The 20,288-nt window shown below is 74.4% G+C and carries 19 protein-coding genes; 11 read left to right on the top strand and 8 right to left on the bottom strand.

The annotated features are described in order from the left end of the window. Positions 1–74: 74 nt before the first annotated feature. Positions 75–1,604: an MFS transporter gene (locus tag ACFV4F_RS18395; RefSeq protein WP_380503648.1), complete on the bottom strand. Its 1,530-nt coding sequence runs from the start codon at positions 1,602–1,604 to the stop codon at positions 75–77. Positions 1,605–1,763: 159 nt separating this feature from the next. Beyond that, a complete protein-coding gene (locus ACFV4F_RS18390) occupies positions 1,764–2,447 on the bottom strand; it encodes a TetR/AcrR family transcriptional regulator (protein ID WP_380496936.1) in 684 nt (227 codons plus the stop codon). Between the two features lie 297 nt (positions 2,448–2,744). Between ACFV4F_RS18390 and ACFV4F_RS18385 the strand changes: the two genes are divergently transcribed. Further along, positions 2,745–3,533: a VOC family protein gene (locus ACFV4F_RS18385; RefSeq protein WP_380496938.1), complete on the top strand. Its 789-nt coding sequence runs from the start codon at positions 2,745–2,747 to the stop codon at positions 3,531–3,533. On the opposite strand, the gene ACFV4F_RS18380 is transcribed toward ACFV4F_RS18385, so the two are convergent. Next, positions 3,517–3,990 (bottom strand): hemerythrin domain-containing protein, encoded by a 474-nt coding sequence (locus tag ACFV4F_RS18380; RefSeq protein WP_380496940.1) that lies wholly within the window; start codon positions 3,988–3,990, stop codon positions 3,517–3,519. The two genes, ACFV4F_RS18385 and ACFV4F_RS18380, sit on opposite strands and share 17 nt — an antisense overlap. 95 nt (positions 3,991–4,085) lie before the next feature. Beyond that, positions 4,086–4,682, bottom strand: coding sequence for a TIGR03086 family metal-binding protein (locus tag ACFV4F_RS18375; RefSeq protein ID WP_380503645.1), 597 nt, complete (start codon positions 4,680–4,682; stop codon positions 4,086–4,088). A gap of 185 nt (positions 4,683–4,867) precedes the next feature. Here ACFV4F_RS18375 and ACFV4F_RS18370 point away from each other — a divergent pair, with 185 nt between their 5' ends. Next, a complete protein-coding gene (locus ACFV4F_RS18370; RefSeq protein WP_380437365.1) occupies positions 4,868–5,437 on the top strand; it encodes a DoxX family protein in 570 nt (189 codons plus the stop codon). Between the two features lie 72 nt (positions 5,438–5,509). On the opposite strand, the gene ACFV4F_RS18365 is transcribed toward ACFV4F_RS18370, so the two are convergent. Further along, positions 5,510–6,271 (bottom strand): PP2C family protein-serine/threonine phosphatase, encoded by a 762-nt coding sequence (locus ACFV4F_RS18365; protein WP_380437363.1) that lies wholly within the window; start codon positions 6,269–6,271, stop codon positions 5,510–5,512. A 266-nt stretch (positions 6,272–6,537) separates the two neighbouring features. On the opposite strand from ACFV4F_RS18365, the gene ACFV4F_RS18360 reads away from it, so the two are divergent. The 8 genes from ACFV4F_RS18360 (at position 6,538) to ACFV4F_RS18325 (ending at position 15,991) form a co-directional block, all read left to right on the top strand. Further along, positions 6,538–7,545 (top strand): Dyp-type peroxidase, encoded by a 1,008-nt coding sequence (locus ACFV4F_RS18360; protein WP_380503642.1) that lies wholly within the window; start codon positions 6,538–6,540, stop codon positions 7,543–7,545. A 16-nt stretch (positions 7,546–7,561) separates the two neighbouring features. Beyond that, positions 7,562–8,407 (top strand): family 1 encapsulin nanocompartment shell protein, encoded by an 846-nt coding sequence (locus ACFV4F_RS18355; protein WP_380437359.1) that lies wholly within the window; start codon positions 7,562–7,564, stop codon positions 8,405–8,407. Between the two features lie 195 nt (positions 8,408–8,602). Continuing rightward, positions 8,603–9,388: an electron transfer flavoprotein subunit beta/FixA family protein gene (locus ACFV4F_RS18350; RefSeq protein WP_380503639.1), complete on the top strand. Its 786-nt coding sequence runs from the start codon at positions 8,603–8,605 to the stop codon at positions 9,386–9,388. Positions 9,389–9,436: 48 nt separating this feature from the next. Then, positions 9,437–10,399 carry an electron transfer flavoprotein subunit alpha/FixB family protein gene (locus tag ACFV4F_RS18345; RefSeq protein ID WP_380503636.1) on the top strand — a complete coding sequence of 321 codons (963 nt, stop codon included), beginning with the start codon at positions 9,437–9,439 and terminating at the stop codon, positions 10,397–10,399. A 213-nt stretch (positions 10,400–10,612) separates the two neighbouring features. Continuing rightward, positions 10,613–12,067 carry an acyl-CoA synthetase gene (locus tag ACFV4F_RS18340; protein WP_380503633.1) on the top strand — a complete coding sequence of 485 codons (1,455 nt, stop codon included), beginning with the start codon at positions 10,613–10,615 and terminating at the stop codon, positions 12,065–12,067. Between the two features lie 226 nt (positions 12,068–12,293). Continuing rightward, positions 12,294–13,178 carry a C40 family peptidase gene (locus ACFV4F_RS18335; protein WP_380445644.1) on the top strand — a complete coding sequence of 295 codons (885 nt, stop codon included), beginning with the start codon at positions 12,294–12,296 and terminating at the stop codon, positions 13,176–13,178. 557 nt (positions 13,179–13,735) lie between these two features. Continuing rightward, positions 13,736–14,803: an NUDIX domain-containing protein gene (locus tag ACFV4F_RS18330; protein ID WP_380503630.1), complete on the top strand. Its 1,068-nt coding sequence runs from the start codon at positions 13,736–13,738 to the stop codon at positions 14,801–14,803. A 174-nt stretch (positions 14,804–14,977) separates the two neighbouring features. Next, entirely contained in the window at positions 14,978–15,991 is a 1,014-nt protein-coding gene (locus ACFV4F_RS18325) for a DUF4184 family protein (RefSeq protein ID WP_380503627.1), read from the top strand. Here ACFV4F_RS18325 and ACFV4F_RS18320 read toward each other — a convergent pair. After that, on the bottom strand, positions 15,942–17,306 hold the full coding sequence (locus ACFV4F_RS18320; RefSeq protein WP_380503624.1) for a dipeptidase: 1,365 nt from the start codon (positions 17,304–17,306) through the stop codon (positions 15,942–15,944). The genes ACFV4F_RS18325 and ACFV4F_RS18320 overlap by 50 nt on opposite strands. Before the next feature lie 376 nt (positions 17,307–17,682). Here ACFV4F_RS18320 and ACFV4F_RS18315 point away from each other — a divergent pair, with 376 nt between their 5' ends. Continuing rightward, a complete protein-coding gene (locus ACFV4F_RS18315) occupies positions 17,683–18,894 on the top strand; it encodes a geranylgeranyl reductase family protein (protein WP_380498556.1) in 1,212 nt (403 codons plus the stop codon). A gap of 64 nt (positions 18,895–18,958) precedes the next feature. On the opposite strand, the gene ACFV4F_RS18310 is transcribed toward ACFV4F_RS18315, so the two are convergent. After that, positions 18,959–19,693 carry a hypothetical protein gene (locus ACFV4F_RS18310; protein ID WP_380503621.1) on the bottom strand — a complete coding sequence of 245 codons (735 nt, stop codon included), beginning with the start codon at positions 19,691–19,693 and terminating at the stop codon, positions 18,959–18,961. 197 nt (positions 19,694–19,890) lie between these two features. Beyond that, a complete protein-coding gene (locus ACFV4F_RS18305; protein WP_380445638.1) occupies positions 19,891–20,106 on the bottom strand; it encodes a hypothetical protein in 216 nt (71 codons plus the stop codon). Between the last annotated feature and the right edge of the window lie 182 nt (positions 20,107–20,288).

Below are 20,288 nucleotides of genomic sequence, written 5' to 3'. Positions count from 1 at the left end.
ACGGCCCGCCCGGTGCCGTGAGACACCGGACGGGCCGCGTACGCACCCGGAGTTCCGCCCGTCGGGGCCGGGGGTCAGTGCGCCAGCACCGGCACCTCGACGGCCTCCTCGGCACCGGCGGCCGAGCCGCTCGTCGCGCCGGGACGGCCCGCGTTGACGAAGGTGAAGGCCACGGCCGAGGCCGCCACCAGGATCCCGAAGGACACCCAGATCGCGGTCGAGAAGCCGTGCACCATGCCCTGGAACTGCAGCACCTTGGCGGCGGCCGGGTCGGCCGCGGCGGCGGCGGTCAGGTGCGAGGCCAGCCAGCCGGTGGTGGCGCTGGCCGCGATGGTGTTCAGCAGCGCGGTGCCGATCGCGCCGCCGACCTGCTGCGAGGTGTTGACCATCGCCGAGGCCACGCCCGCGTCGCGCGGCTGCACGCCGTGCGTGGCGAGGCTCATGGCCGGCATGAACGCGGTGCCCATGCCGAGGCCCATCAGGATCAGGCCGGGCAGGATGTGGACCGGGTAGGAGGAGTCCAGGCCGATCTGGGTCAGGATCAGCATGCCGATCGAGGCGACCAGGAAGCCGGGCGCCATCAGGAAGCGCGCCGGGACCCGGGTCATCAGCCGGGCGCCGATCTGGGTCGAGCCGGTGATCATGCCCGCCACCATCGGCAGGAACGCGACGCCGGTCAGGACCGGGCTGTAGCCCAGCACGATCTGCAGGTAGTAGGTCAGGAACAGGAACAGGCCGAACATGCCGATCACGGCCATGCCGAGCGACAGGTAGACCCCGCCGCGGTTGCGGTCGAGCACCACGCGCAGCGGCAGCAGCGGGGCCTTCACCCGGCGCTCGACCACGACGAACGCGGTCAGCAGCAGGGCGGCGGCGACGAACAGGCCCAGCGTGCTGCCGGCCGTCCAGCCGCTCGTCTCGGCGCGGGTGAAGCCGTAGACCAGGGAGACCAGGCCGGTGGTCACCAGCAGCACGCCCGGGACGTCCAGGCGGTTGCGGTTGCGGCCCTCGGCGGGCTCGCGGATCACCAGGACGGCGCCCGCGGCGGCGATGATCGCGAACGGGATGTTGACGAAGAAGGTCCAGCGCCAGTTCATGTACTCGGTGAGCAGGCCGCCGAGGATCAGACCGATGGCGCCGCCGCCGCCGGCGATCGCGCCGTAGATGCCGAAGGCCTTGGCGCGCTCCTTGGCCTCGGTGAAGGTCACCGCGAGCAGGGACAGCGCGGCGGGTGCGAGCAGCGCGCCGAACGCGCCCTGGAGGGCGCGGGCGCCGAGCAGCATCGCGGTGTTGGCCGCGGCGCCGCCGAGTGCGGAGGCGAGGGCGAAGCCGGTCAGGCCGACGATGAAGGTGCGCTTGCGGCCCCACAGGTCGGCGATCCGGCCGCCGAACAGCAGGAGGCCGCCGAAGGCCAGCGCGTAGGCGGTGATGACCCACTGGCGGTTGCCGTCGGATATGCCGAGGTCGCGCTGGGCGGACGGCAGGGCGATGTTCACGATGGTCGCGTCGAGGACGACCATCAGCTGGGCGAGGCCGATGAAGATCAGCGCCTTCCAGCGCCTGGGATCGGGCAGCGTCGCCGGGCGGGCGTCGGTTTCGGGCATGGCGGTACTCACTTCACGGGTGCGTGCGGGGCGGGAGAGGGGTCGACGGGCTTACGGCGCGCGCGAGTCGGCGCCGTACGCGGGCATGCCGGGGTCAGGCCTCGCGGCCTGGAGGGCTCCGGTCGGTCGGGGGCGTGGGGCTCTGGGGGTCGGAACGGATCAGTGGTGGGCGGCCTGGAAGTCCTCGAAGGTGGCGGGCCGGCCGGGCAGGACCGAACGGGCGGGTGCCCGCAGGCCGTCCAGGAAGAGCTGGAGGTGCCGGTGCACGAAGTCGTCGAGCATCCGGCAGGAGGTGTTCGGCAGGGGACGGGAGAGCTGGGCGATCGCGATGAACAGGTCGCCGTGGTCGACGTCCGGCCGCAGCTCGCCCGCCGCGCGGGCCCGCTCCAGCAGGCCGCCGACGGCCGCGCGCATCCGGTCGCGGATCTCGACGACGTCCGGGTCGAACGGGTCCACCCGGGTGCCGAAGACCGTGCACAGCGCGCCGACCTTCTCCTCGACGGTCGCGTGCGCGAACCGCTGGAGCGCGTCGAACGGGCCGGTGCCGCCGTCCGCGTCCGCCTCGGCCGCCGCCGTCTCGGCGAGGGCCAGGATGCGGCCCTTGACGAGCAGCGCCACGGCCTTGATCAGCGACGTGCGGTCCGGGAAGTTCCGGTACAGCGTGGCGTTGCCGACCCCCGCCCGCTTCGCGATCTCGTCCAGCGGCACCTCGGCACCGTGCTCGACGAACGCGTCCCGGGCCGCCAGCACGATCCGCTCCCGGTTCCGGGTGGCATCGGCACGCAACTTGGGCGCCCGGACGCTCTCCGCGGAACGGGCCGGCTTGGTGGCGGCGGTGGTCACGACGACTGCTCCTCATCAGGATACCGGGGAACTTCTCCCCGCTTCTGCCTACGAAAGTCCAAACGGGGATTCCGTCCCCGGATATTTCAGCCTGCGATGTGACCTGCGTCACATGTCAGGGTGGAGTGGCGGGGAGCGCTCCGGCACGGGGTCCTCGCGACCCGCTTCGCTGAACGCGGCCGTGTCGGGCCGGGCGGGGGTACGTCCGTCGGCCTAGGCTGTGGGCGTCCCGGGCGGCCGGTGGGCCGCGGGTGTCGGGAGGGGCCCGGCGGCCGGGTGGTGGCGAGGAGGTCCGCGATGGGCAGCGGTGAGACCGCCCGGGTGCGCTGCGTGGCGGCCGTTCCGTGCTGGGTGAGCCTGACGGCCCGGGACCTGGGGGACGCGCAGGCGTTCTACGGGCCGCTGCTGGGCTGGGAGTTCGAGCCCGGGCCGGACCGCTTCGGCCCCTACGTGCACGCGGTGGTCGGCGGCGAGGCGGTGGCCGGGCTGGGTGTCGCGGGCGGCGGCTGGGCGATCCCGGTCGCGTGGACGAGCTACTTCGGGACGGAGAGCGCCGACGCCGCCGCCGACGCGGTGCGCGAGCGCGGGGCCACGCTGGCCGTCGGGCCGCTGGCCTTCGACGTCGGGCGGATCGCGTTCGCCGCGGACCCGGTCGGCGCCGCGTTCGGCATCTGGGAGGGCCCGCCGGGCCGGGCCCGGCGGCTGGACCTGCCGGGCGCCCCGGTCTGGATCGAGCTGCGCACCCCGGACCCGTTCGCCGCGGCCCTGTTCTACGGCGAGGTGTTCCGCTGGGACGGCCGCGACCCGGAGCGGTTCGACGTGCGCTGGGAGCACGACCGGGTGGTGCTGCGGGCGGAGGGCCACAGCGTCGCGGCGCTCGCCAAGGAGCAGGCGGGCGGCCCGGCGGGTGCGCCGCCGCACTGGGAGGTGTCGTTCTCCGTCGAGGACACCGACCGGGCGATCGTGATGGCCGAAGAGCTGGGCGGTTCGGCGCTCGGCCCCGCCTTCGACTCCCCGTACGGGCGGGTGGCCCGCCTCCAGGACCCGGCGGGCGGCCGGTTCGCGGTGATCAGCCCGAAGGGCTAGCCGGGCCGGCCTCGGCGATCTCCTCGCGGTCGGCCCGCAGCCGCTCGCCGAGCGCCGCGCGGGCCGCGGCGGGCAGGGCCTTGCGGGCGGCGGGGAAGAGCTGCTTCTCCTCGGTCGCGTGGTGCCGCCGGACGGTGTCGGCGAGTCCGCCGAGGAGAGTGGCGAAGGCGGGGTCGCCGGGGGAGAGCCCCTGCAGGTCGGACAGGTACTGCCCGATCGCCAGGTGGTCGTGGATGCAGCCGAAGACCAGCGCCCCGCCGTCGGGCACGTCGTGCTGGACGACCGGGAAGAGGTGCTCCTCCTCGGCGGCGCAGTGGGTGAACAGCAGGTCGGTGAGCGTCGCCAGCAGGTCGGTGCGCTCGGCGGTGCCGTCGGGCGCGGACTCGATCCGGGTGAGCAGCTCGGCGACCGCCCGGTGGTCGGCGGTGAACTCGCCGAGGATGTCCGGCCTGCGCATGGCACGCCCGCCTCTCGCACGGAAACGTCCCCCTGGCTACCTCCAGTGTCCGGCATCGGCTGGCGTGGACGACGAATCCGCAGGTCATCGGCCTCCTAGGGGTGGTCGCGGCGCCCGGTGAGGGCGAGCAGGCGGGTCTGGGGGGCCGCGTCGTCCGGAACGGGGACGGGCGGGGCGAACGCGCCGGTGCCCGACAGGTCGCCGTAGCCGCCGATCGCGGCGAGGGCGAAGTCGACGAGGCCGGCCGGCAGCCGGGTCGGGTGGCCGATGCCCTCGGCGAGGTCCCAGGCGTGGATGACGAGGTCGGTGGTGACCTGGTCCAGGTAGTACTGCCCGGAGACGTCCCCGAACGACAGGTGGACGGTGAGCCCGGTGGCGCCGGGGACGGCGAAGGCGTGCCTGGCGGCGTCGGCGGCGGCCGTCCACGCGGCGACCGGGTCGTCGCCGAGGACGTCGCCGTCGAAGCGGCCGCCGACCTCCGCGACGGTGGCGCCCATCAGCAGTTCGGGGATCCACAGTTGCTCGCCGGTGAGGTGGTTGACGAGGTCGCGGACGGACCAGTCGGTGCACGGGGTGGGGGCGTCCCACTGGCCGGGGCCGATCAGCCGGACCTGCTCGCCGAAGGCGGCGAGGGCCTCGGGGTAGGGCGTGCCGGGAATCGCGGCCAGTTCGTGGTGCGCGCTTTCAGCCATGCCTCCACCCTGCCCCGCGCAGGGCCGGGCCCGCGAGTTGTCGGCGCGCCGTCAGTTGTTCAAATTCGAACTCCAAGGTACGGTCGAGGAGCGGCCGGTTCAACGTTAAACAAAGCGGGGTGTCCGAGCTCGGCCGCATCACCACACCCGCCCCGCGACCGACCCCCCCATCGATGGAGACGCGCATGCCGAGCAGCAGCCCGAGCACGACCGCCCCCACCACTTCCGCCCGTTCGAACCGGGTGGCCTCCGGGCCGGCGGAGACCTCCCCGCACGCCTACGACGCCGGGCTCCTGCTCCTGCGCCTCGTGCTCGGCCTGACCATGGCCGCGCACGGCAGCCAGAAGCTGTTCGGCTGGTTCGGCGGCGGCGGGATCGACGGCACCGGCCAGTTCTTCACCGCGAGCGGCTACCCGGCGGGCAACGCCATGGCCGTCGTCGCGGGCCTCACCGAGACGGCGGGCGGCCTCGCGCTCGCGATCGGCCTGCTCACCCCGCTGGCCGGCGCCGCGATCCTCGGCACGATGGTCAACGCGATAGCCGTCACCTGGGGCGGCGGCTTCTTCCTGCCGAAGGGCAACGAGTACGAGCTGCTGCTCACGGCCGGCGCCGCCGCGCTCGCCCTGACCGGCCCCGGCCGCTACGCCGTGGACCGCTTCCTGCCGGTGGTGCGGGCGCACCGCCTGGCGTACGGCGCGGCCGCCGTCGTGGTCGGACTGGTGACCGCGGGCGCGATCCTGCTGCTCCGCAAGTAGGCATCAACTCCCTTGCAGTGAAGCCGTGGTGACGTATCGTCACCACGGCTTCGCCGTTCGCTCCGCGCCCGGTCACCCGCCGATCCGCACCAGCGCCAGCGTGATGTTGTCCGGCCCGCCGGCCTCGATCGCGGCCCGCCACAGCTCGAACGCCGCCTTCCCGTCCGACCGGTCCGAGTCCCCTGCGGTCCGGGCCAGCAGGTCGGCGAGTTCCTCCTCGGGCACCGGGTCGGTCAGCCCGTCGCTGCACACCAGGTAGCGGTCGCCGGCGGCGAGCGGGGCCGTCCGCACGTGCGGTTCGACGAAGGTCAGGCCGAGCGAGCCGCCCAGCGTCTGGGTGACCATCGAGGTGGTGCGCCGGCCTGGCGGCAGCGGCGGGCTGTCGTCCACGCTCACCAGCCGCAGGCCGTCCGCGGTGACCCGGTAGACCCGGCTGTCGCCGACGTTGAACGCCACCGCCCGCTCGGGCAGCAGCACCAGGCCGGCCACCGTCGTGCCCATCGCGGCCAGCTCCGGCTCCTCGGCGGCGGCCGCGTAGACGGCGCGGTTGCACTCCTGGAGCTCCTCGCGGACCGCCTCCTCGTCGCCGAGCCCGGGACCGTCCGCGGCGAGCCGGCGGGCCACCAGCGCGCTCGCCACCTCGCCGCCGGGGTGGCCGCCGAGGCCGTCGGCGACCGCGACGACGCAGGGCGGGCCGAACGGGAAGAGCAGGGTCTGCGGGTTGGTGGTCACCGTGGCGCAGAGCGTCCACGGTCCGATCGTGAGGCTGTCCTCGTTGTGCTCGCGCACCAGGCCCTCGTGGCTCAGCGCGCTCACCGCGATGTACGGCGCCATCGGTTCGCCGCCCTTCGGGAGCTCTCATCCCATTGTCGGGGGGACCCGCGGCCCGGCGCGAAAGCGGGAAGCGGAAGCCGGAAGCAGGGCGCGGGACACGGGAACCGCGACAGATCGAAGGTTCGACGACCGGCCCCGCGCCCGGCCCCGCGCCCGGGTGCGCGCCGCCCGCGCCGATCCTCCTGCTCTGCGGTGTAATCGTACGAATGATCAGATTCGCGCCTTCCTGACGGCGCCTTCCTGACGTCCCTCGGAGGGAACCCCCCATGCAGCCCGAGCCGCCCGAGCCGCAAGCCGTCCTGTCCCCGCTGACCGGCGCGGCCGTCTTCCTCGTGCTCACCGTGCACTCCGGCGGCGAGGACACCGTCCGCGCCCTCCTGCCCGACCTCGCCGGACTGCGCCGTTCGGTCGGCTTCCGCGCCCCCGAGGGTGGTCTGACCTGCGTCACCGGCATCGGCTCGGACGCCTGGGACCGGCTCTTCGCGGGCCCGAGGCCGGCCGGGCTGCACCCGTTCCGCGAGGTGGCCGGCGCCCGCCACCGCGCCCCGGCCACCCCCGGCGACCTCCTGCTGCACGTGCGGGCCGAGCGGACGGACCTGTGCTTCGAGCTCGCCGCCCGGCTCACCGAGCGCCTCGCGGGCGCGGCCGCCGTCGTCGACTCCGTCCAGGGCTTCCAGTACTTCGACGACCGCGACCTGCTCGGCTTCGTCGACGGCACCGAGAACCCCGAGGGCCGCGCCGCCGAGACCGCCGCGCTGGTCGGCGACGAGGACCCGGGCTTCGCCGGCGGCAGCTACGTCGTCGTCCAGAAGTACCTGCACGACCTCGACAAGTGGAACGCGCTGAGCACCGAGGAGCAGGAGGGGGCGGTCGGGCGCACCAAGCTCGGCGACATCGAGCTCGACGACGACGTCAAGCCCGCCGACTCGCACGTCGCGCTCACCGTCCTCACCGGGCCGGACGGCGGGGAGCGGAAGATCGTCCGCTTCAACATGCCGTTCGGCTCCTTCGAGCGCGGCGGCGAGTACGGCACCTACTTCATCGGCTACGCGCGCACCCCCGAGGTGACCGAGGAGATGCTGCGCAACATGTTCGTCGGCCGCCCGCCCGGCACCACCGACCGGCTGCTCGACTTCTCCACCGCCGTCACCGGCTCGCTGTTCTTCGTCCCGACCGCCGACTTCCTCGACACCCCTCCGCCCCCGCCGCCCGGGCCGGGCGCCGTCCCGGGGGACGGCTCGCTCGGCATCGGCAGCCTCAAGCGGACCCCCTGACAAGGACCTTCGCACCATGGACAACCTGCACCGGGACCTCGCCCCCGTCTCCGCCGCCGCCTGGGCCGAGATCGAGGAGGAGGCCCGCCAGACCTTCACCCTGCACGTCGCCGGCCGCCGCGCCGTCGATCTGCGCGGCCCCGACGGCGCCGGGCTGGCCGCCGTCGGCACCGGCCACCTCGCCGCGATCGACCCGCCCGCCGACGGCGTCCTGGCCCACGCCCGCGAGGCCCGGCCGGTGGTCGAGCTCCGCGTCCCGTTCACCGTCGCGCGCGAGGCCGTCGACGACGTCGAGCGCGGCGCCCGCGACTCCGACTGGCAGCCGGTCAAGGACGCCGCCCGCACCCTCGCCCTCGCCGAGGACCGTGCCGTCTTCGAGGGCTACCGGGCCGCCGCCATCGAGGGCATCCGCGCCGCCGCCACCAACCCGCCCGTCCCGCTCCCGGCCGACGTCCGCGACTACCCCAACGCCGTCAGCCGCGCCCTCACGGCGCTGCGCCTCGCGGGCGTCGGCGGCCCGTACTCGCTGCTCCTCGGCGCGGACGCGTTCACCGCCGTCAACGAGACCAGCGACCACGGCTACCCCGTCCACAACCACCTCGCCCGGCTCCTGGACGGCGAGATCATCTGGGCCCCCGCCATCGAGGGCGCCCTCCTGCTCTCCGCCCGCGGCGGCGACTTCGAACTCGTCCTCGGCCAGGACGTCTCGGTCGGCTACCTCTCCCACGACGCCGACTCCGTCCGGCTGTACCTCCAGGAGTCGCTCACCTTCCGCGTCCACACCGGCGAGGCCGCCGTGGCCCTGGGCGGACCGGCGCCGCAGGACGGCCCGAGGGCCCCGGGCCACCGTGAAGGGTACTGAGTTCCTTTACGAGGGGTACTGAGTGCCGTATTGTCGTCCCGGAGCCTCTGACGCCAGTCGAAGAGAGCCGACACGGCATGCCGGTCCAGGTGGCGCTTGCGGGCGCATGGCGCGGCCGGGCCGGGATTGGCACTCAGTACCCTCGGCATGACCTGAGGCCAAGGATCCAGTGCACCCGTGACAGGAGAACCGCTCATGACCTTGAGGATCGTCGTCTGTGTGAAGCACGTGCCGGACGCGACGGGTGACCGTCGTTTCGCGGACGACCACACCACCGACCGGGAGGGCGTGGACGGCCTCCTGTCGGAGCTGGACGAGTACGGCGTGGAGCAGGCGCTGCGGATCGCGGAGGCGAACGAGGGCGCCGAGGTGACCGTGCTGACGGTGGGGCCGGACGACGCGAAGGACGCGCTGCGCAAGGCGCTGTCGATGGGTGCGGACAAGGCCGTGCACGTGAACGACGACGACATCCACGGTTCGGACGTGATCGGGACGTCGGCGGTCCTGGCGAAGGCGCTGGAGAAGACCGGGTTCGACCTGGTGATCGGTGGCATGGCGTCGACGGACGGTTCGATGGGTGTGCTGCCGGCGCTGCTGGCGGAGCGTCTGGGTGTGCCGCAGGTGACGCTGCTGTCGGAGGTGTCGGTCGAGGGCGGCGTGGTGCGGGGCCGTCGTGACGGTGACGCGGCGACGGAGCTGGTCGAGGCGTCGCTGCCGGCGGTCGTGTCGGTGACGGACCAGTCGGGCGAGGCCCGGTACCCGTCGTTCAAGGGCATCATGGCGGCGAAGAAGAAGCCGGTGCAGTCGCTGGACCTGGACGACCTGGGCATCGAGGCGGACGAGGTCGGTCTGGCGGGCGCGTGGACGGCGGTCGACTCGGTGGTGGCGCGTCCGGCGCGCACCGCGGGCACGGTCGTCAAGGACGAGGGCGAGGGCGGCAAGCAGCTCGCCGCCTTCCTCGCGGACCAGAAGTTCATCTGAGCCGCGCCCCCCAAACCCCGCCCCAGCGAAACACGGAGACATTGAGCAATGGCTGAGATTCTCGTTCTGGTCGACCACGCCGACGGCGCCGTCCGCAAGCCGGCCCTGGAGCTGCTGACCCTGGCCCGCCGCATCGGCGAGCCGTCGGCCGTCGTCCTCGGTGCCGGTGGTGCCGCGGCCGACATCGCCGCCAAGGCCGCCGAGTTCGGCGCCGCGAAGGTGTACGTCGCCGACGGCGCCGAGTTCGCCGACCAGCTGGTCGTCCCCAAGGTGGACGCCCTGGCCCAGATCGCCAAGACCGTGTCGCCCGCCGCGGTGCTGGTCACGTCCTCCGGCGAGGGCAAGGAGATCGCCGCCCGCGTCGCCCTGCGGATCGGCTCCGGCATCATCACCGACGCCGTCGACCTGGAGGCCGGCGACGGCGCTCCGGTCGCCACCCAGTCGGTGTTCGCCGCGTCCTTCCAGGTGAAGTCCACGGTCACCAAGGGCGCGCCGGTCATCACCGTCAAGCCGAACGCCGTCGCCCCGGAGGCCGCCCCGGCCGCCGGCGCGGTCGAGAACGTGTCGGTGGAGTTCACCGGCAACGCCGCCAAGGTCGTCTCGCGCACCCCGCGCGTGTCCACCGGCCGCCCGGAGCTGACCGAGGCCGCCATCGTGGTCTCCGGCGGCCGCGGCGTCGGTGCCGCCGAGGGCTTCGGCGTCGTCGAGGAGCTCGCCGACTCGCTCGGCGCGGCCGTCGGCGCCTCCCGCGCCGCCGTCGACGCCGGCTGGTACCCGCACACCAGCCAGGTCGGCCAGACCGGCAAGCAGGTCTCGCCGCAGCTGTACGTGGCCAACGGCATCTCCGGCGCGATCCAGCACCGGGCCGGCATGCAGACCTCGAAGACCATCGTGGCCGTCAACAAGGACCCCGAGGCCCCGATCTTCGAGCTGGTCGACTACGGCGTCGTCGGCGACCTGTTCGCCGTCCTGCCGCAGCTCACCGCCGAGGTGAAGGCCCGCAAGGGCTGATCCGCCCCGCGGGGACGGAGGGCGTGGTGCCGGGTGCTCGGTGCCGCGCCCTCCGGCGTTCCCGGGCCGCCCCGCTGTTCACGGGCCGCTGGTCCCGTCCTGCTGGTCCCGGGCCGCTGTTCCCGTCCCGTTGGTCCCGTCCCGCTGTTCCCGGGCGTTCGCGGCGGGCCCGTAGAGTCGGCGCGACACCTGTGGAGAGGCGAGGACGGACGCATGGCACTGCTGACTGCACTTCAGGGCGGCTTCGGGGACTCCGCCGACGCGCTGCGGATCGACGGGCGCGCGTTCTCGCGGGAGGACCTGCTGGGCGCGGCGACCGCCGTGGCCGACCGGGTCGCCGGTGCCCCCGCGCTCGCGGTGCTGGCGCGGCCGAGCGTCGAGACCGTCACCGCCGTGGTCGGCGGCCTGTTGGCGGGCGTGCCCGTGGTGCCGCTGCCGCCCGACTCCGGGCCGAAGGAGCGCGAGCACATCCTGCGCGACTCGGGGGCCGCGCTGCTGGCGCACGCCATCGGGGACAGCGCGGTCGAGGACATCGCGGTGGGCGCCGCGGCGGCGGGCGCGGCGGGCGGCGTCGAGGCGCTGCCGGTCGATCCGGCGGCGCGTTCCGCGACGACGTACGCCGAGCCGGCCGGGGATGCCGCCGGGTTCGTCCTCTACACCTCCGGTACCACGGGCGCGCCGAAGGGTGCGGTGATCCGCCGCGAGGCCGTCGCCGCCGACCTGGACGCGCTCGCCGCCGCCTGGCAGTGGACCGCCGGGGAAACGCTCGTCCACGGCCTGCCGCTCTTCCACGTCCACGGCCTGGTGCTCGGCGTGCTCGGCGCCCTGCGCACCGGCAGCCGCCTCGTCCACACCGGCCGGCCCACTCCCGCCGGGTACGCGGCCGCCGGTGGCAGCCTGTACTTCGGCGTGCCGACCGTCTGGTCCCGGCTGGCGGCGGACCCGGAGGCCGCGTCCGCCCTCGCCGGCGCCCGGCTGCTGGTCTCGGGCAGCGCGCCGCTGCCCGTCCCGGTGTTCGAGAGGCTCGCGGAGCTGACCGGCCACGCGCCCATCGAGCGCTACGGGATGACGGAGTCGCTGATCACCGTCAGCACCCGGGCCGACGGCGAGCGCCGGCCCGGCAGCGTCGGCCTGCCGCTGGACGGCGTCCGCACCCGGCTGGTCGGCGAGGACGGCGCGCCCGTGCCGTCCGACGGGGAGACCGTCGGCGAGCTGCAGGTCGCCGGGCCGACCCTCTTCTCCGGCTACCTCAACCGGCCGGAGGCCGACGCCGAGGCGTGGACCGCGGACGGCTGGTTCCGCACCGGCGACGTCGCGGTGATCGGCCCGGACGGCTTCCACCGGATCGTCGGCCGCGCCTCGGTGGACCTGATCAAGAGCGGCGGCTACCGGATCGGCGCCGGCGAGGTGGAGGCCGCGCTGCGCGACCACCCGGCCGTCGCCGACGCGGCGGTGGTCGGCGCGCCGGACGAGGACCTCGGGCAGGCCGTCGTCGCGTACGTCATCGCGGACGGTCCGGTGACGGGGGACCAGCTGACGGCGTTCGTGGCCGAGCGGCTGTCCGTGCACAAGCGCCCGCGGCGGGTCGTCCTGGTGCCCGAACTCCCAAGGAACGCCATGGGAAAGGTGCTCAAGAAGCAGCTGCTGGCGGAGTCCGGCGAGCGGTGATGAGGGGGCGTCGGGAACCGCTCCGGTGACGGGGGCTCACCCTGATGCCCCGTTCGGTGCTCACCCTTCGTGACCCTTCCTTTGGCTCACTCCACTGCGCGCCGGGTGCGGACGCGTGCCTAACGTGACACGCGACAGGACCGAATCGTCCGGTCCGTCCCCTTTGGGGTCGGTTCGACGGCTCGGACCACTCCGCGTTTCCGCAGCAGTGAAGGAAGTCAGCAGGATGACCACGGTCAACACCGGCGCACCGGATGCCTCCGACGAGCCGACCCGGCAGCACGCCACCACCCCCACCGCCGACCGCAGGGCCGCGGCCCGTCCCTCCCGGGCCGGGCGGGTGCGCCGCGGGATAGGCATGGTGGCCGTGATCGTCGCCGGCGCGGGTGTGATCGGCCTCGGCACCGGCGTGACCCCCGCGTCCGCCGAGTCGGCGCCGGCCCACGCCGGCTGGGACGGGTCGCGGTACTGGTTCAAGAACAGCAAGGGCGAGTGGCGCTGGACGACGCACTACAGCGTCTACAAGGCGCGCACCGGGGGCGGCTCGACGGCCAAGACGTCGTCCTCGACTTCCGGCGCGAAGTCCAACGGGGGGATCAAGCAGGGCTGGGACGGGTCGCGGTACTGGTTCAAGAACAGCAAGGGCGAGTGGCGCTGGACCACCCACTACGACATCTACCTCAACCGCACGGGGGGAGGGGGCTCGTCCTCGTCGTCCTCCTCCAGCGCGGCGCCGCCCGCGGCGGACCGGAACGTCGAGACGGCGATCCAGTTCGCGCTCGCGCAGCTCGGCAAGCCCTTCGAGATCGCGGGCAACGGGCCGGACGGCTACGACTGCTCCGGCCTGGTGCAGCAGGCGTTCCGGCGCGGCGGCATCGACCTGCCGCGGGTGGCCAACGACCAGTACGAGGCGACCACGCCGATCAACGCGGGCCAGCTGCGCCGCGGCGACCTGCTGTTCTGGTCGCCCGACGGCACGAGGCGGGGCATCCAGCACGTGGCGATCTACCTGGGCAACAACCAGTACGTCGAGGCGGCCCGGCCGGGGACCAACATCCGGATCTCGGGCATCAGCAGCGGCTACTACCCGGCCTACATGGGGCGTCCGTAGCCGTGTGAGCGGAGGGCGTTCGGACCTGTTCGGGCCCGAACGCCCTTTCTGCGTCAGGACATTGACCTCGGGAGGTGCCGGGTCAGAGGTCCGTCGGGCGGGGGAGGGCCCCGCGGGCGCCGGTGGTGTCGACCACGGTGAAGTCTCGGCTCGGTGGCGGTGCGGGTCGGCGGCAGGTGTCGGGGGATCCGGTGCGCGGGCGGGGACGCGGAGGGCGTACGGTCGTGCGCGGGGGTGGTGCGCGTGGGGCGTGTGCCGTTGTGTGAGCGCCGTTGTATCGGCGCGCGAGCCGGCTTGATGGGGCGCGGCGGGGGCGGGCCGTAGGCGTGCGAAGCGCGCACGGAGGCCTGCGCGAACGGTCGGCGCCGTCCGCCGCCCGGGCTCCTGGCCTGGGCACATGCCGCTGTCACAGGGCAGGCCGGGGCGGCGCAGTGGAGGGCGCGGGAAGGTATGGGGAGCCGCGCGGCGGGGGTACCACCACGGGTGGCGCTGGTTCGACGACGGGGGCGCCGCCCGGTGCGAACGGCATCGGGGGAAGTCGAGGGGCAGGGGACGTTGTGATCGTCTGGGTCAATGGCACGTTCGGGGCGGGCAAGACCAGCGCCTGCCGCGAGTTGGTGGAACTGCTTCCCGGGAGCACGCTGTTCGACCCCGAGCTGGTGGGGGCCGGGCTGCGGGGGATGCTCCCGGCCGACCGGCTGTCGGCGGTGTCGGACTTCCAGGACCTGCCGGCCTGGCGCCGGCTCGTCCCCGAGGTGGCGGCCGCGCTGCTCGGCGAGGTGCCGGGCCCCCTGGTGGTCCCGATGACCCTGCTCAGAGAGGACTACCGGGACGAGATCTTCGGCGACCTGGCCTCGCACGGCATCGCGGTGCACCACGTCGTCCTGGATCCCGAAGAAACGATCCTGCGGGAGCGCATCGAGCAGCGCGACGCGTGCCCGGGCGACCCCGAGGCCAGCGACCGGGTCCGCCGGTGGGGCCTGGAGCACCTGCCGCGCTACCGCGCCGCCCGGCGCTGGCTGCTGCGCGACGCCCGCGCGCTCGACACCGGCGGGCTCACGCCGCGCGAGACCGCCGAACGGATAGCCGACCTCGTCCGCGACGGCGCCGCCCGCTGTCCGATCGTCCAGACGCCCGACCCGACCGAGGACACCGTCGCCTCCGCCGTCCTGTTCTTCGACGAGCAGGACCGCGTGCTCCTCGTCGATCCGGTCTACAAGCCCGACTGGGACTTCCCGGGCGGCGTCGTCGAACGCGGCGAGGCCCCCACCGACGCCGCCCTGCGCGAGACCGCCGAGGAACTCGGCCTGCGGCTCGACCCGGCCGTCCTGCGGCTGCTCGCCGTCGACTGGGAGCCGCGCACCGGGCCGCGCCGCGGCGGCCTGCGGCTCATGTACGACGGCGGGCTGCTGGACGCCACCGCCCGGCAGGGGCTCCTGCTCCAGCGGGAGGAGCTGCGGAACTGCCGCTTCGTCACGCTGGACGAGGCCGCCGACCTGCTGCCGCCGAGTCGGTACCGGCGGCTGGCCGCGACCCTGGACGCCCGGCGCAGCGGGGAGCTGCGGTACCTGGAGGCGGGGCGGCGGGTCGCGGCGGGGCTGGCCAGGGCGGCGGACGCGGCGTAGGCGGTGCGCGGGGCCCGGTGCGAGGGGCGAGGGGCGAGGTGCGAGCGGCGAGGGGCGAGGGGTGGCGGAGCAGTGGGGCGCGGGGCGGCGGAGTGCCCCGGAACGGCGGAGCGGCTCCAAACGGTAGGGCGTGGGCGGTCGGCGGGCCGGGGTGGGAGCGGGCAGGATGGGCGCATGCCGTTCACGTTCAGCCACCCCGCCGCCGTCCTGCCCCTGCTGCGCGCCGCCGGGGAGCGCGGGCCGCTCGTGGCGTCGGCGCTGGTCGCCGGGTCGATGGCGCCCGACGTGCCGTTCTTCGCCGAGTCCCTGCTGCCCGGGGTGTACGGGCACGGCGGGTTGACGCACCGGTGGTGGGCGGTGCCGACGCTGGACGTGGCGGTCGCGGGCGCGCTGGTGGCGGGCTGGCACGGGCTTCTGCGGGGGCCGCTGGTGGCGCTGCTGCCCGAGCGGTGGGCGGGAGCGGCGGAGGCGCTGACGGTTCCGCGCGGTGGCGTGATGGCGGTGGCGCGCCGTGGCGGCCCGGAGGCGGCGGCACGAGCGGGGTGGTTCGCGGTGTCGGCGGCGGTCGGCGCGGCCACGCACGTGGGGTGGGACGCCTTCACCCACGAGGGGCGGTTGGGGGTGCGGCTGCTGCCGGTGCTCGACCGGGAGGTGGCCGGTGTGCCGCTCTACTCGGCTCTGCAGTACGGGAGTTCGGCCCTCGCGCTCGCGGCCGTGGGCGGCTGGGCGGTGCGCGCGGCGCGGGCCGTCGAGCCGGTGCGGCCCGCCGTCGCGCTCTCGCCGACGGGCCGGAGGGCCGCCGTCGTGGCGCTGGGCCTGGCGACGGCGGCCGGGGTGGCGCACCGGATCAGCCCGTTGCGCCGCGGCCTGATCCCGGAGTTCTGCTTCGGCGCCGGGGCCGGGCTCGCGGTGGGTGCGGCCGGTTACGCGGCGGCCGTCGCGGCCGTGGTGGCGGCCAGGGGCCGGCGACTGGGAGCAGCCGCCGGCCGGGCGGCGGGCGCGGTGCCCGGTGCGTCCCCGGGGGCACCGGGGGCACCGGGGGCACCGGGCGGCGCATCGTCCGATGGGTCGTCCGGTGGGTCGTCCGGTGTGTCCTCGGGGCGGCGCGTGCCCGCCGCGGGGGCGGGCACAACCTTCGTCAGGCGGAGCGCAGTTCGGCGTAGTGACGCAGGAACAGGGCCTCGCTGAGGGCCATCAGCTCCAGCTCCTTCGGGTCCACGCTCTCGTTGACCGCGTGGATCTGGGTCGTCGGCTCCTCCACGCCGATCAGCACGATCTCGGCCTGCGGGTACAGCGTGCGCAGCGTGTCGCAGAGCGGGATCGAACCGCCCTCGCCGGAGACGACCATCGGGGTGCCGAAGGCCTCGGCCATGGCCTTGCCCATCGCCTCGTAGGCCGGGCCGGTGGTGTCGGCGCTGAACGCCGCGCCGTTGCCCTGGCGCTCGACCGTCAGGTGCGCGCCGAGCGGCACGTGCGCCTCCAGGTGGGCGACCAGCAGGTCCTGGGCGGCGGCCGAGTCGGTGCCCGGCGGCACCCGCAGGCTCACGAGCGCCTTGGCGGCGGCCTGCACGGACGAGGTCGCGCCGATCACCGGCGGGGCGTCGATGCCGAGGACGGTGACGGACGGGCGGGCCCAGAGCCGGTCGGCGACGGAGCCGGTACCGGTGAGGGCGACGCCGTCCAGCACCTTGGCGTCGGCGCGGAACTGCTCCTCCGGGTACTGGACGCCCTCCCAGGTCTGGCCGGTGGCCAGCCCGGCGACGGCGACGTCGCCGTTCTCGTCGTGCAGCGAGGCGAGCACCTTCACGAGGGACTGCAGCGCGTCCGGGGCGGCGCCGCCGAAGGCGCCGGAGTGCAGGTTGCCGGCGAGGGTGGTGAGGGAGACCTCGACGACCGTCATGCCGCGCAGCGACGCGGTGACGGTGGGCAGGCCGGGGGCGAAGTTGCCGGTGTCGCCGATGACGATGACGTCGGCGGTGAGGAGCTCCGGGTGCGCCTCGGCGTACTGCTGGAGGCCGCCGGTGCCCTGCTCCTCCGAGCCCTCGACGATGATCTTCAGGCCGACCGGGTACGCGTCCCCGTACACCTGGCGCAGGGCGCGCAGGGCGGTCAGGTGCATCAGGATGTTGCCCTTGCAGTCGGCCGCGCCGCGGCCGTACCAGCGGCCGTCACGCTCGGTCAGTTCGAAGGCGGGGCTCAGCCAGGCGTCCTCGTCGAGCGGCGGCTGGACGTCGTAGTGCGAGTACAGCAGGACCGTCGGCGCGCCCTCGGGGCCGGGGAGCTCGGCGTAGACGGACTGGGTGCCGTCCGGGGTGTCGATCAGCTGCACGTTGGTCAGGCCCTCGGCGGCGAACGCCTCGGCGGTCCAGCGCGCGGCCTTCTCGCACTCCTCGACCGGGAACTGGCGCGGGTCGGCGACCGACGGGAAGGCGACCAGCTCGGCGAGGTCGGTGCGGGCGCGGTCCATCAGGGACCGGACGGCGTCGGCCAGGGGCTGTGACATCGGGGCTGCTCCGGGGACGGGGCCGCCCGAGGGATGGTCCGGGCGGGTACGGGCGGTTGGGGTACCGCCGATCATAGGCGGAGCGGCGGGCGAGGGTGGGCGGGTGAGGGTGCGGTGCGGGTGCGGCGGTGTGGTGCGGGGTGGTCGCCGTGGTGTGGTGCGGCTCGGCAGGGACCGGTGCGGACGCATAGGATTGCTCGACGTGACTGACTCCGGAAGCTCCGATTCCCGCAGCCCGCTCGACGCCGAGGCGTCCGAACTGCCGACGGCGTCCGAGGCGTCGGAAGCGTCCGAGGCGCCCGAGAGACTCGTCCGGCCTTCCGACGGTCCGTCGGATCCGGGGCCCGACACGCTCGACTCGGGTGACGCAGCCGACGTGGTCGACTCGCGTGACGCAGCCGACGCGCTCGACGCGGTCGACGGCGTCTGGGACGTCGTGGTGGTCGGCGCCGGACCGGCCGGGGCCTCGGCCGCGCACGCCGCCGCCGTCCAGGGCCGCCGGGTGCTGCTGCTCGACAAGGTCGAGCACCCCCGCTACAAGACCTGCGGCGGCGGGATCATCGGCCCCTCCCGGGACAGCTTGCCGCCGGACTTCCGGCTGCCGCTCCAGGACCGCGTGCACGCCGTCACCTTCGCCTACCGGGGGCAGTACACCCGGACGCAGCGTTCGAAGCGGATGCTGTTCGGCCTGGTCAACCGCGACGAGTTCGACCTGCGCCTGGTGCAGGCGGCCAAGCAGGCGGGCGCCGTGCTGGTCACCGGTGTGACCGTCACCGGCGTCGAACAGCGCGGCGGGGACCACCGCACGGCGCTGGTGACGGCCGCCGACGGGCGCCGGTTCGAGGCGCGCGCGGTGGTCGGCGCGGACGGCAGCGCCAGCCGGATCGGCCGGCACGTGGGCGTCACCTTCGACCAGATCGACCTGGGCCTGGAGGCGGAGATCCCGGTGCCGCCGCAGGTCGCCGCCGACTGGGCGGGCCGGATCCACCTCGACTGGGGCCCGCTGCCCGGCAGTTACGGCTGGGTCTTCCCGAAGACCGAGTCGAGCAGCCTGACCGTCGGCGTCATCTCGGCGCGCGGCGACGGGGAGGGGACGAAGCAGTACCTCGCCGACTACGTCCGACGGCTGGGCCTGTCCGGCTTCACGCCGAGCGTCGAGTCCGGCCACCTGACCCGCTGCCGGGCCGAGGACTCGCCGCTCTCGCGCGGCCGGGTGCTGGTCGCCGGGGACGCGGCCGGCCTGCTGGAGCCGTGGACCCGCGAGGGCATCTCGTACGCGCTGCGGTCGGGCCGGCTGGCCGGCGAGTGGGCCGTGAAGGTCGCCGAGGCGGGCGACGCGGCCGGGGTGCGGCGCGAGGCGCTCAACTACGCGTTCGCCATCAAGGCGGGCCTGGGCGTGGAGATGCGGGCGGGCAAGCAGCTGCTGGCGGCCTTCGAGCGCCGGCCGTACCTGTTCCACGCCGCGGTCTGCCTGGTGCCGGCCGCCTGGCGCGCCTTCGCCCGCACGACCCAGGGGCACACGACCTTCGCCCAGGTGCTGCGCCAGTACCGCGCGGCGCGCAGGCTGTCGGCGCTCGCCTCGCGGTAGTCCCGCAGGGCGTTGCTCCTGTAGGGCGGGAGGGCCGGCATTCCTCGGAGGGGAGCGCCGGCCCTCAGCTCTGTTCCCGTGGGGAGGGGAGCGCGTCGAGCGTCCGGGCGATACCGGCGCGCAGCCGCTCGGCGGACGGTTCCTCCTCTACCTGCTCGTTCACGGAGCGGAGGAGGGACTCGATCATGGCGTGGGACCGGCTAAGTTGATCGGCGAGTTCGCGGTTCCGCTGCTGCACGGCGATGAGCTCGTCCATCAGGGCGATCACGCGTTCCTGGGCCGCGATCAGCTGCTGTTGGACGGTCGCGAGGGCCTCGCCCGGTTCGGGCGCCGTGATGTTGATGCCGCCGTGGACCGTGCCGGAGATGACAACGCCGCCACCACTGCTGAACTGGCCCTCGGAGGGCGGATCCTGCTCGGCAGGAAGGCGCGTCGCGATGGCGATGGGCGGATCCTGTTCGGCCGGGAGGCGGGTGAGGGTAGCGCTGTGCGCAGCCCGCTCCCAGAGCTGTCGCGCGCCTGCGCGCCGGCGTGCGCGGAGCTCGGACTCGGGCACGGTCGTCGCCCTGAGGAGGTCGACGACGAAGTCCCAGTCACTCGCCAGATTGGTACCAGCGAGCCGGCGGGCGATCGTCGCCCGGCCGTGCGGCAGGCGCTGCGCGAGTTCGCTGATCGAGAGGCCGGCCTTGTCGACCCATGACCGCAGCTCCATTGCCAGCGCCCTGACTTCGGGCGACTCGCCCCGGATCGGGCCCCACGGGCGGCCGCGCCGTGTGACGTCCTGCGTTTCCTCGGCCATGGCCCGCCGTTCCCCCGATCCGTTCGCCGTCCTGTCTCGCAGTGTCTCGCGGTGTCTCGCCGTCTCGCATTGTCTCGTGATGGTCGAGCGACAATGCGCTGGGCGTGGTGCGCCGATGGCGGACCGCGTATCGTGGCTGGTTGAGCAACACGAACCCGCCCCGAGGGTCCAATCTGCAGGGCGGGGCCGTGGTCATCTCACCGCTCGAGGGGGTCGGTGCCGGACGGCAGTTCGGTGTCGATCCCCTTGACGCGCACGTACAGCTTCAGGAGATCGACCGCGATCCGGACCGTGAACCTTCCGGCGGGCGACTGCAGCCACGTTCCCGTGGCCTCGTACGCCCGACGTAGGTGCATCCCCGCCGTGCGGGCCTTGCCACGCAGGTCGCCGGGCGGCGACGAGCGCTTTCCCATGGTCCCTCCCCGGGAGGTTCGGCTCCGGGAAACCCGGGGCCGCGAGCCCGACCCTGTGCCGGGCCCGGTCAGGGTGGGGAGGGGTGACGCCGTCTCAGCGTAGCGTGCCGCGCCCGTCTTGTCTCTCGGGTGTCGTGAGACGTGCGTCATCTGATGGTGACTCAACTCATTTGATTTGTCCC

It is taken from the genome of Kitasatospora sp. NPDC059722, from assembly GCF_042733235.1.
In the GTDB taxonomy this organism is placed as follows: Bacteria; Actinomycetota; Actinomycetes; order Streptomycetales; family Streptomycetaceae; genus Kitasatospora.
The sequence above is the reverse complement of the archived record's forward strand: the minus strand, read 5'-3'. Positions and strand labels throughout refer to the sequence as shown.

What these genes read in the sequence shown, in the direction of transcription:
- ACFV4F_RS18395 (WP_380503648.1), bottom strand. Translation starts at nt 1,604, where the DNA reads ATGCCCGAAACCGACGCCCGCCCGGCGACGCTGCCCGATCCCAGGCGC.
- ACFV4F_RS18385 (WP_380496938.1), top strand. Translation starts at nt 2,745, where the DNA reads ATGGGCAGCGGTGAGACCGCCCGGGTGCGCTGCGTGGCGGCCGTTCCG.
- ACFV4F_RS18380 (WP_380496940.1), bottom strand. Translation starts at nt 3,990, where the DNA reads ATGCGCAGGCCGGACATCCTCGGCGAGTTCACCGCCGACCACCGGGCG.
- ACFV4F_RS18375 (WP_380503645.1), bottom strand. Translation starts at nt 4,682, where the DNA reads ATGGCTGAAAGCGCGCACCACGAACTGGCCGCGATTCCCGGCACGCCC.
- ACFV4F_RS18370 (WP_380437365.1), top strand. Translation starts at nt 4,868, where the DNA reads ATGCCGAGCAGCAGCCCGAGCACGACCGCCCCCACCACTTCCGCCCGT.
- ACFV4F_RS18365 (WP_380437363.1), bottom strand. Translation starts at nt 6,271, where the DNA reads ATGGCGCCGTACATCGCGGTGAGCGCGCTGAGCCACGAGGGCCTGGTG.
- ACFV4F_RS18360 (WP_380503642.1), top strand. Translation starts at nt 6,538, where the DNA reads ATGCAGCCCGAGCCGCCCGAGCCGCAAGCCGTCCTGTCCCCGCTGACC.
- ACFV4F_RS18355 (WP_380437359.1), top strand. Translation starts at nt 7,562, where the DNA reads ATGGACAACCTGCACCGGGACCTCGCCCCCGTCTCCGCCGCCGCCTGG.
- ACFV4F_RS18350 (WP_380503639.1), top strand. Translation starts at nt 8,603, where the DNA reads ATGACCTTGAGGATCGTCGTCTGTGTGAAGCACGTGCCGGACGCGACG.
- ACFV4F_RS18345 (WP_380503636.1), top strand. Translation starts at nt 9,437, where the DNA reads ATGGCTGAGATTCTCGTTCTGGTCGACCACGCCGACGGCGCCGTCCGC.
- ACFV4F_RS18340 (WP_380503633.1), top strand. Translation starts at nt 10,613, where the DNA reads ATGGCACTGCTGACTGCACTTCAGGGCGGCTTCGGGGACTCCGCCGAC.
- ACFV4F_RS18335 (WP_380445644.1), top strand. Translation starts at nt 12,294, where the DNA reads ATGACCACGGTCAACACCGGCGCACCGGATGCCTCCGACGAGCCGACC.
- ACFV4F_RS18325 (WP_380503627.1), top strand. Translation starts at nt 14,978, where the DNA reads ATGCCGTTCACGTTCAGCCACCCCGCCGCCGTCCTGCCCCTGCTGCGC.
- ACFV4F_RS18320 (WP_380503624.1), bottom strand. Translation starts at nt 17,306, where the DNA reads ATGTCACAGCCCCTGGCCGACGCCGTCCGGTCCCTGATGGACCGCGCC.
- ACFV4F_RS18310 (WP_380503621.1), bottom strand. Translation starts at nt 19,693, where the DNA reads ATGGCCGAGGAAACGCAGGACGTCACACGGCGCGGCCGCCCGTGGGGC.
- ACFV4F_RS18305 (WP_380445638.1), bottom strand. Translation starts at nt 20,106, where the DNA reads ATGGGAAAGCGCTCGTCGCCGCCCGGCGACCTGCGTGGCAAGGCCCGC.